Source organism: uncultured Corynebacterium sp. (genome assembly GCF_945649885.1).
Lineage (GTDB): Bacteria > Actinomycetota > Actinomycetes > Mycobacteriales > Mycobacteriaceae > Corynebacterium.
Window position 1 is genome coordinate 23002 of record NZ_CALZFS010000016.1, and the last position, 9550, is coordinate 32551.

9 protein-coding genes, 1 pseudogene and 1 riboswitch are annotated in these 9550 nt (G+C 58.0%); of the genes and pseudogenes, 7 read left to right on the forward strand and 3 right to left on the reverse strand.

The features are described from left to right. The first annotated feature begins 61 nt into the window (after positions 1–61). A riboswitch (TPP riboswitch) is annotated at positions 62–173 on the forward strand. The 6 genes from Q0M74_RS03220 (at position 164) to Q0M74_RS03245 (ending at position 5293) form a co-directional block, all read left to right on the forward strand. After that, a complete protein-coding gene (locus tag Q0M74_RS03220; RefSeq protein ID WP_293951610.1) occupies positions 164–793 on the forward strand; it encodes an ECF transporter S component in 630 nt (209 codons plus the stop codon). It overlaps the preceding riboswitch by 10 nt. Next, positions 793–2157 carry an ABC transporter ATP-binding protein gene (locus tag Q0M74_RS03225; protein WP_293951611.1) on the forward strand — a complete coding sequence of 455 codons (1365 nt, stop codon included), beginning with the start codon at positions 793–795 and terminating at the stop codon, positions 2155–2157. Before Q0M74_RS03220 ends, Q0M74_RS03225 begins: the two co-directional genes overlap by 1 nt. Then, the gene (locus Q0M74_RS03230) at positions 2154–2909 is read left to right on the forward strand and encodes an energy-coupling factor transporter transmembrane protein EcfT (protein ID WP_293951612.1); all 756 of its coding nucleotides are present in this window, start codon (positions 2154–2156) and stop codon (positions 2907–2909) included. Before Q0M74_RS03225 ends, Q0M74_RS03230 begins: the two co-directional genes overlap by 4 nt. Continuing rightward, a complete protein-coding gene (locus tag Q0M74_RS03235; protein ID WP_293951618.1) occupies positions 2909–3385 on the forward strand; it encodes a hypothetical protein in 477 nt (158 codons plus the stop codon). Before Q0M74_RS03230 ends, Q0M74_RS03235 begins: the two co-directional genes overlap by 1 nt. 77 nt (positions 3386–3462) lie before the next feature. Next, on the forward strand, positions 3463–4536 hold the full coding sequence (locus Q0M74_RS03240; protein WP_293951613.1) for a calcium:proton antiporter: 1074 nt from the start codon (positions 3463–3465) through the stop codon (positions 4534–4536). A gap of 22 nt (positions 4537–4558) precedes the next feature. Beyond that, positions 4559–5293, forward strand: a complete 735-nt coding sequence (locus tag Q0M74_RS03245; protein WP_293951614.1) for a PIG-L deacetylase family protein — start codon at positions 4559–4561, stop codon at positions 5291–5293. Here the strand turns inward: Q0M74_RS03245 and Q0M74_RS03250 are convergent. Both Q0M74_RS03250 and Q0M74_RS03255 read right to left on the reverse strand, forming a co-directional pair. Beyond that, entirely contained in the window at positions 5224–5967 is a 744-nt protein-coding gene (locus tag Q0M74_RS03250) for a TIGR02206 family membrane protein (protein ID WP_293951615.1), read from the reverse strand. The two genes, Q0M74_RS03245 and Q0M74_RS03250, sit on opposite strands and share 70 nt — an antisense overlap. Positions 5968–6088: 121 nt before the next feature. Continuing rightward, entirely contained in the window at positions 6089–8434 is a 2346-nt protein-coding gene (locus Q0M74_RS03255; protein WP_293951616.1) for an excinuclease ABC subunit UvrA, read from the reverse strand. Positions 8435–8596: 162 nt separating this feature from the next. Between Q0M74_RS03255 and tpx the strand changes: the two genes are divergently transcribed. Beyond that, positions 8597–9094 (forward strand): thiol peroxidase, encoded by a 498-nt coding sequence (tpx, locus tag Q0M74_RS03260; protein WP_293951617.1) that lies wholly within the window; start codon positions 8597–8599, stop codon positions 9092–9094. A 77-nt stretch (positions 9095–9171) separates the two neighbouring features. Here the strand turns inward: tpx and Q0M74_RS03265 are convergent. Continuing rightward, positions 9172–9550, reverse strand: a pseudogene (locus Q0M74_RS03265) (hypothetical protein); the annotation flags it as partial.

The window sequence follows — 9550 nt, forward strand, 5'->3', positions numbered from 1 at the left end:
CGAAGTGGAAATATTGGACAACACCACCTGACTATGGGCTAGCATGTCCCCCTGTACACAAGTAGATATGCACGGGTGCCCTGGGTGAGAAACCGGGCTGAGAGGTGGCACAGCCACAACCGTTGAACCTGATCCGGATAATGCCGGCGATAGGGAGGAAAATATGACTGATACACGTCTGCCTTCATCCAGTGGAATCACGCGGAAGGCACAATCTACCTGGCGGGTCATTGACATCGTCATCGCAGCCGTTCTGGGTGTGGCCTGCGGCCTGATCTTCGTAGTGTGGAATTCGATCGGTTATGCCTGGTTCACCGCCTTCAACGCACTGACCCCAGGCCTTGGCGGTCTGGCAGCCGGAGTATGGCTGCTCGGCGGTGTGCTCGGCGGACTGATCATCCGTAAACCAGGCGCTGCACTCTTCGTGGAAGTGATCGCCGCATCGGTATCGGCCGCTCTCGCCTCACAGTGGGGCATTGAAACCCTCTACTCCGGTATCGCCCAGGGACTGGGTGCAGAGCTTATCTTCGCACTCTTCCTCTACAAACGCTTCACCCTGCCCGTTGTGGTTCTCGCAGGCATGGGGGCTGCCGTCGGCGCCTATATCCTGGAGGCATTCCTCAGCGCCTACTTTGCCATGTCGCTGGCCTTCAACATCATCTATTTTTCCTGTCTCCTGTTCTCCGGAGCCGTGCTGGCCGGTGTGCTTGGCTTCTATCTCACTAGAGCCCTGGCACGCACCGGCGCACTTGATCGTTTCGCTGCCGGGCGCGAACTGCGCAAGGAGGTTTAGTGACCACCACAATCGGCACCTCTGTGCAGGTTCGTGACTTCGGCTACCGACACTCCTCACGCAAGGAAGCAGCACTTGCCGGCATCAATCTGGATATCGCACCGGGTGAGCGCGTATTGCTCACCGGTGATTCCGGTTCCGGAAAATCCACTCTGCTCGCCGCACTGGCCGGTGTGCTCGGTGATGACACAGAGGGCGAGATTTTCGGTTCCATGCTTGTCGACGCCTCCTCCGTGGGCCTTGTCCTCCAGGACCCCGATTCGCAGGTTATCGCCTCCCGTATCGGTGATGATGTCGCCTTTGGATGCGAAAATCTCCAGGTTCCCAGTGATCAGATCTGGCCACGGGTGGAGCAGGCTCTGGATATGGTTGGCCTTGACCTGCCGCTGCGCCATCCCACGAAGTATCTTTCCGGTGGTCAGAAACAGCGCCTGGCACTGGCAGGGGTCATCGCCATGGGGGCACGCCTGATCCTGCTGGATGAACCCACCGCCAACCTGGATCCGGAGGGGCAACGTGAGGTGGTGGAGGCGGTTAACCGGGTGGTGGAACGCACCGGTGCGACTTTGATCGTGGTGGAACACCGGCATCAATTATGGTCGGGACTGGTGGATCGTATCCTGCGGGTGGAGCAGGGAAATGTTCATGAAATCCAGGTTAGAGACCTGAAAAAGCCCACTAACCTGCCCAACAGGCGGGAGCCGGGGAGCACACCCCTGGTCACCGCGGATAGTCTTCTCACCCAGTGGGGCGCACCACGTACCTTCAGCATTCCGGAAGGGGCATCCACGGTGATCACCGGTGCTAACGGCTCTGGGAAAACCACCCTGGCACTGACCCTCGGTGGTCTGATCCAGCCGAAGAAGGGAAGCTTTGAGCTGTCCGACACCGTGCGGCAGGGGTTGAAGAAGCAGCCCCACCAGTGGCGGTCAGCGGAGCTTGCGCGTCGTATCGGAACAGTTTTTCAGGATCCGGAACATCAATTCGTGGCACGTACCGTCCGTGATGAGATTGAGGTCGGTCCGAAGATCATGTCCGGAAAACGCCGGGGTACTGTTGATCCAGCCAGTGCTGAGAGGATCGAGGAGCTGCTTGACCGTCTCCGTCTGCGACATCTGGAACATGCTAATCCCTTCACTCTTTCTGGTGGGGAGAAGCGTCGACTGTCCGTGGCCACAGCGCTGGTGGCAGCTCCCAGACTGTTGATCCTGGATGAACCGACCTTCGGACAGGACCCTGGTACCTTCCGGGAACTGGTGTGGATGTTGCGTGAACTGAAGGACACCACGATCATCTCGGTCACCCATGATCCTGATTTCATCGCAGCGCTGGGCGATCACCACGTGGAGCTGAGCACCCTGTGAACTTGATCAGAGATATCAATCCTGTCACCCGCATTGCGGCGATCATCGCCCTGACCACACCACTGTTGATCAGCGTGGATGTGGTTTCCGCAGGGATCGCGCTGGTGTCCACCATCCTTCTGGCACCACTGGTGGGGGTCAGCTGGAAGCAACTTCTCCAACGCGGCTGGCCACTGTTTTTGATCGCTCCCATCGCGGCTGTATCCATGGCGCTCTATGGTCGCCCGGAGGGTACGGAATACTTCAGTTTCCTGCTGGCGCATGTCACAGAGAACTCACTGTCCCTGGCGTTGGCTATCGGCATCCGTGTGCTGGCCGTGGGGTTACCGGTGGTGGTGCTGCTTTCCCGGGTGGACCCCACTGACCTTGGTGACGGCCTGGCCCAGGTGTTGAAACTTCCCGAGCGCTTCGTCATCGGGGCTGTCGCCGGCGGTCGACTGATCACCTTGTTCCGTGATGACTGGCAGTCCATGGACCGTTCACGACGTGCCCGCGGCATCGCGGATCAGGGCCGCATCCGGCACTTTTTCACCATGGCTTTCGGTCTGCTCGTGTTGTCCTTGCGGCGCGGTTCCAAACTGGCCACGGCCATGGAGGCCCGCGGTTTCGGGCGTAATGACTCCCGGACCTGGGCGCGGACCTCCACCGTGGGGCTTGTCGACGCCGCCGTCATTCTCACCTGCCTGGTCATCTCCACCGTGGCCATCGTGGTGTCAGTCCAGACCGGTTACTTCCGTTTTCTGGGTACATGATGATCACCATCCTCATCGACGGACAGTCCGGTTCCGGAAAAACCACCCTAGCCCGCACACTGGCTTCAGATACCGGTTTCCAACTGGTGCACCTGGATGACTTCTATCCTGGATGGGATGGGCTTGCCAAGGCACAGGAGATGGTTGCCCGTGACGTTCTCCACCCCACAACACCGGGATTCTGGCGTTGGGACTGGGTGGGGGAGCAAGCCTCAGAGTGGGTGGATATCCAGCCCGGGCACAGTCTCATCATTGAAGGATGTGGGGCGGTGAGCGGGGCGTCGATAAGTGCTGCGCAGGCGCTGGGTGAGGTGATCACCGTGAGGATCACCGGGCCTGAAGCGCTGCGCAAACAGCGTGCCCTGACACGTGACCCCGACTACGCGCCCTGGTGGGACATGTGGGCCATGCAGGAACGTGAACACTGTGCAGGACCTGGAAATGTGCCGGTGGACCACGTGTTAGAGTTGGGCTGAATGCAGGGGACGACCTCTGTCATTTCTGATATCTGCTGGGGACGGCCCCTGAATCTAAGCAAGAAGGACATGAGGCTATGCCGTCCACATCTTTTTCCACATCCTTCATTGACTACGCGCGCATCATCCTCGGCTGGGCCACAGTCGCGCTGTTTCTCCTGCTCGCACTCCCCGGGCCGCCGGCGCTCCTGCTGACTGTCATCATCGCCGTCATTCTCTTCTGCTCCTTCGGGGTGGTGAAACAGGCCGAACGCCTGGCGGTGATCCTGGGTGATCCCTATGGTTCGTTAGTGCTGACACTCTCGATCGTGATCATTGAGGTCATCCTCATCGCCGCAGTCATGCTGGGGCCGGGGGAGTCCGCCAGCATCGCACGCGACTCCGTGATGGCGGTATCCATGATCATCATGGCCCTGGTGGTCGGTGTGTCCTTCCTGGTCGGCGGGCTCAGGCACGGTGCCCTGATCCATAACGGAACCGGTGCGCAGACCTACCTGACCCTGATCCTGCTGCTCTCCGCGGTGGCCTTCGCGGTACCTGCATTCCTCAGCGACGAGGGTGACTATGCCCCTGCCCAGGGGATCACCGTCGCGGTGTGCACAATGGTGCTTTATGCCTTCTTCCTGTGGCGTCAGATGGGCGCGCAGGCCACAGACTTCCAGGACTCTGAGGCGATGGGCCCCACAGCACCGGCCTTCCATGGTGAGGTGATCTTCCGCATTGCCCTCCTGGTGGTGACGGTACTGCCGATCGTGTGGCTCTCCCATGACATGGCCGGGCTGATGGACACCACCCTGACACAATTCGGGGCACCGATCGCACTTGCCGGCCTGGTGATCGCCATGATCGTCTTCCTGCCGGAAACCATCACCACGGTCCGAGCCGCCTGGGGTGCGGAAACCCAGCGCGTGATCAACCTGGCCCACGGGGCACTGGTATCCACCCTGGGCCTGACCATCCCTTCCGTGCTTATCATCGGCAATCTCACCGGCCAGCAGGTCATCCTGGGGGAAACACCCATCAACCTGCTGCTCCTGGGTGCCACCATTGCTGTCACCGGCGTGATATTCAGCGCTCGGAAGATCACCGCGGTGCATGGTGCGGTGCTGCTGATGCTGTTCGGCATCTACATGATGGCCCTGCTGGCTTAAGACTTCTGAGTACGGTGGGGGTATGAACACTACAGTGGAACAATTTGATTGGCATGAATGGAAGAAAGTCCTCGTGGTGGTCGCCCACCCCGATGACCCGGAATACGGACTCTCTGCCGCAGTACGGGAATGGACCAACGCCGGGGTGGAAGTGGCCTATCTCCTGCTCACCCACGGTGAAGCTGGAATCCAAGGGATGGACCCATCAGAGGTCGGAGCGTTACGCGCCGCGGAACAGCGTAAAGCATGTGAAGAAGTCGGCGTGACAGACCTTGAGATCCTCAACCATCCGGATTCCATGCTGGTCTACAACCTGGAACTGCGACGAGACATCGCCCGGGCCATCAGGCGACAACGCCCCGATGCGGTGATCGTGCCCAACTTTGATGTGGAAGCCTATGGCGGACTCAACCAGGCAGACCACCGGGTGGCCGGCCTGGCCACCATTGACGGTGCCCGCGACGCCGCAAACCCCTGGGCCCAGCGTGAACTTCTGGACGTGGAGGAACTTCAACCTTGGAGCACCGCTAAGCTTCTGGTGGCAGGCGTACCCGACCCCACCCATGTGGTGGCGGTGTCTTCTGAATCAGTGGATGCCGGTGTGGCCTCATTGCACGCCCATGTGGACTACCTCAAGGCACTCCCAGATCACCCCAAGCCGGAGGAATTCATTCCAGAGACACTACGTCAGGGAGCAGAACTGCTGGAAGACCCATCCGTGGAATTTGCCATGACATTTCGCGTATTCGACGTATAAGGGAGTGTCAACTTACGGATTGCCAGGGTCAACAGGACCCAGGCGATGCCCAGGAGGAAGAGCTCCGCCACGATGTAGAAGGGCCAGCCACCCAGATGATCAAGGATGGAATCCACCGCAGGTTCATGGGAGAGGTAGCCATAATTGGCCCCGGTGATCTGATTGACCAGCAGGCAGAGAACGCCCCAGGCAATGGTGATGAATATGGTGACCGCGAGATCCACGGCGCCCGGTTTGCACCCCAGGCTGAAGATGAACACCACGGCGGCAACCAGCACCACGATGTGGAGGAACCAGTAGAAGAAAGCTTCCATCCAGGGCACCGTGTAGTAGTTGAGATCAGGGGACAGTAACGACATCAGGTTGAGCGTCAGACCCCAGAAGATGGTGAGCGAGACCGCCCACCGGGCACGGGTGATCAGCGCGATCGCTGTGATCACCCGCAGAACATCTGAGAAGTGGAACGGCAGTGACTGATCCAGGGTGAAGTTTCCGGGCAGGACACCCCAGGCAGCCCAGAAGACGGCCGTAGTCAGAAAGACCCACCCTGCGGGTTTCAGAAGCTGTGGATGCCGGCGGATCAAGGGAACCGCGATGAGAATGCAGACAAGCGTGAGCACCAGGAAGCTCCAGTGTTCAATTCCATACTGGGGCATGTGGCCAATGGAATCCATGACTGTGGCCTGAACCTGATGTTGCACGCGATACTGCCTTCTCTGACAACCAAATAATGAGCGGGGTCATTTAGTTGATATGGAACCTAAATTCTAGTTGAGAAATTTCCCTCTCAATAGTTTAACCGGTGAGATACTGTTTCAGATACCTGGCCGTGGGGGTTTCTTCTTCCAGTAGCTCCGCGGGTGTACCTTCAAAAACGACCCGGCCGCCATCAGAACCAGCACCCGGACCAACATCAATGATGTGATCCGCATGCGCCAACACACCCAGATGATGCTCAATGATGATGACAGATTTTCCAGATTCCACCAGTGAATCAAACAGGGTGAGCAGTATTTTCACATCAGCAAGGTGTAACCCCGTGGTCGGCTCATCCAGGATGAAAGTGGTGGCCTTATCCGCCATGTGGGTTGCCAACTTCAGCCGCTGACGCTCACCACCTGAAAGCGTGGACAGTGGTTGCCCCAGCGCGATATAGCCCAGTCCGACATCGACCAGCCGTTTCGCGATCTTCGCCGCAGCGGGAATCTTCGATTCACCTGCCGTGAAAAACTCCAGGGCCTTCACAGCAGGCATCCCGAGCACCTCTGCAATATCCTTCCCTCCGAAGTGATAGGCCAGCACAGCGTCATCAAAACGCCTACCCTCGCACACCTCACAGGCCGTGGACGCCCCGGCCATCATCCCCAGGTCCACAGAAATCACGCCCGCGCCCTTGCAGTTGGCACATGCCCCTTCCGAATTTGCCGAGAACAATGCTGGCTTCACCCCGTTCTCCTTGGCAAAAGCCTTACGGATCGAATCCAGCATCCCCGTGTAAGTCGCCGGATTGGAACGGTTGGAACCATGAATGGATGACTGATCTACAAACACAAAGGATTCATCGCGCGGAATCTCCGCCACCAGGGAAGACTTTCCGGAACCGGCGACACCACTGATCACGGTGAGCACACCGAGTGGAATATCAACATCAACATTGTGCAGATTGTTGCGGTTGGCACCCCGGAGGGACAAGACACCTTCAGGGCTGCGGAAAGAATCCTTCAACCGGGCGCGGTCATGGAAATAACGACCGGTGACCGTATCCGACTGCTCCAGCTCGGCCACACTTCCTTCAAACTGGATCTCACCACCACTGGCACCAGCACCGGGGCCGAGATCAACCACGTGATCGGCAATAGCAATGGTCTCCGGCTTATGCTCCACCACCAGGACCGTATTGCCCTTATTGCGCAGATCCAGGAGTAAATGGTTCATACGCTCAATATCGTGGGCATGCAGGCCAGCGGTGGGCTCATCAAAAACATAGGTGACATCGGTCAGTGGCGACCCCAGGTGGCGGATCATCTTGGTTCGCTGTGCCTCACCACCGGACAGGGTTCCTGCCGGACGATCCAACTGCAGATAACCCAGACCGATGGCGACGAAATTCTCCAGGGTCTCAGTCAACCCCCTGAGTAGTGGAGCCACCTCCGGGGCATCCACCGACTTGATCCACTCAGCCAGCTCACGGACCTCCATGGAACAGAGATCTGCAATGTTCTTCCCATTGATCCGGGAATCCAGGGCATGCTGCGCCAGACGGGTACCGCCGCATTCTGGGCAGGGGACAAAGATGACAGCCCGGTCCACAAATGTCCGGATGTGTTTCTGCATTCCTTCCGGGTCCTTGTTCAACATTGATTTCCGGATGCGGAGCAACAGCCCCTCATAGGTCATGTTGATCCCTGCGATCTTCAACTTGGTGGGCTCCAGGTGCAGGAAATCATGCAGTTCCTCCTCGGTGAAATCCTTGATTGGTTTATCAGCGGGGAAGAGGCCTGATTCGGCATACATCCGCTGATTCCACCCACCGGTGGTGTAGCCGGGAATGGTCAGGGCACCGTCCTCGAGGGAGAGGTCGGCGTCATAAAGCTCCTCGAGTTTGATCTCGGAGGCTCGCCCCATGCCGGAACATGCCGGGCACATGCCACCTGTGCGTTTGAAGGAGACTTTCTCCTTCTTGGCGTCACTATTCTTCCCCACCGTGATGGCGCCGGAGGCTGACACGGATGGCACATTGAAGGAATAGGCACCCGGGCCACCTGCGTTGGGTTCAGCGATGCGGGAGAAAAGAATGCGCAACATTGCGGTGGCGTCAGTTGCCGTTCCCACGGTGGAACGTGGATTGCTGCCCATCTGCTCCTGATCAACAATGATCGCGGTGGTGATGCCCTCTAGGAGATCAACATCCGGACGGGCAAGTGTGGGCATGAACCCCTGAACAAAGGCACTGTAGGTTTCATTGATCAGACGCTGGGATTCAGCGGCGATGGTGCCAAATACCAGGGAGGATTTTCCAGATCCGGAGACACCGGTGAACACCGTCAAACGGCGTTTGGGGATATCCACTGAAATATTCTTGAGATTATTTTCATGGGCTCCGTGGACGCGGATCATGTCATGGGAATCAGCTGAATGCATAAGCCAGAGTCTACGTCCCGCAGGTGGACACACGACCGGCACTCAAGAAGCCCACTGCGATTCCATTCCGTCGCAGGGAAGGAAAGACCAGCTTAAATACTAGAAAAGAGCCCTTTGAAAAATTTCATGGCAGGGCTGGTGCGTTCTCCCTACGATGGTGGCATGGCAACGACTCATTTTAATGGTACTGAAACCCCAACTTCCGGCAACCTCCCAGCAGTGGGGGATGCACTCCCTGACTTCACCGTGGTTGACACCAACCTGGGCGAGGTTTCCCTCGCTGACCTGAAGGGCAAGAAGATTGTTCTGAACATCTTCCCATCCGTGGACACCGGCGTCTGTGCAGCTTCTGTCCGACAGTTCAATGAAGAAGCATCCAAGCTGGACAACACCACCGTGCTGTGCGTATCCAAGGACCTTCCTTTCGCCCTGGGTCGCTTCTGTGGTGCTGAGAACATTGAGAACGTCACCGCAGCTTCCGCCTTCCGCTCATCCTTCGGCGAGGATCTCGGTCTGGTTCTGGAAGGCTCCCCACTGAAGGGCCTTTTCGCCCGCACCGTCATCGTGGCCGATGAGGATGGAAAGGTCACCTACACCCAGTTGGTCGACGAGGTCACGACCGAACCTGATTATGACGCTGCCATCGCAGCCCTGAACTAGGTCCCCCCTCGACCACCTTTTAGACAATAAAGAACACCTTGCAAGTTCATCCATTGAATTTGCAAGGTGTTCTTTATTTAAACCCTACGCGCTTCTTCGACTACTTCAGTAGCCTCCACCACAGGGGTGGGCTCAGGTTCTGTTGTTGGTGGATCGTCATCTGGTGCCAGTACACCCCAGATGGGGATGCCATCAGTCGGGATGATGATATCCGGATGCCAGGGGGTTTCTTCTGGCGGGGGAGTCGTGGACGTGGGTGTGTCTTCCGGCTCTCGTGTTGTGGTTATGGATTTATCCGGCAGCAGGTCCCACAGAGGTGGAGTCCAATCGGATTCAGCATCATTATTATCGGATTCTGCTGAACGTGTTGGTTCAGGTGAGCGTTCCAGTGTCGAGGGGAGGGGGGACAGAATCTCTTCTAGTTCTGAAGCGGTGATGCTGCCTGATATGACCTCA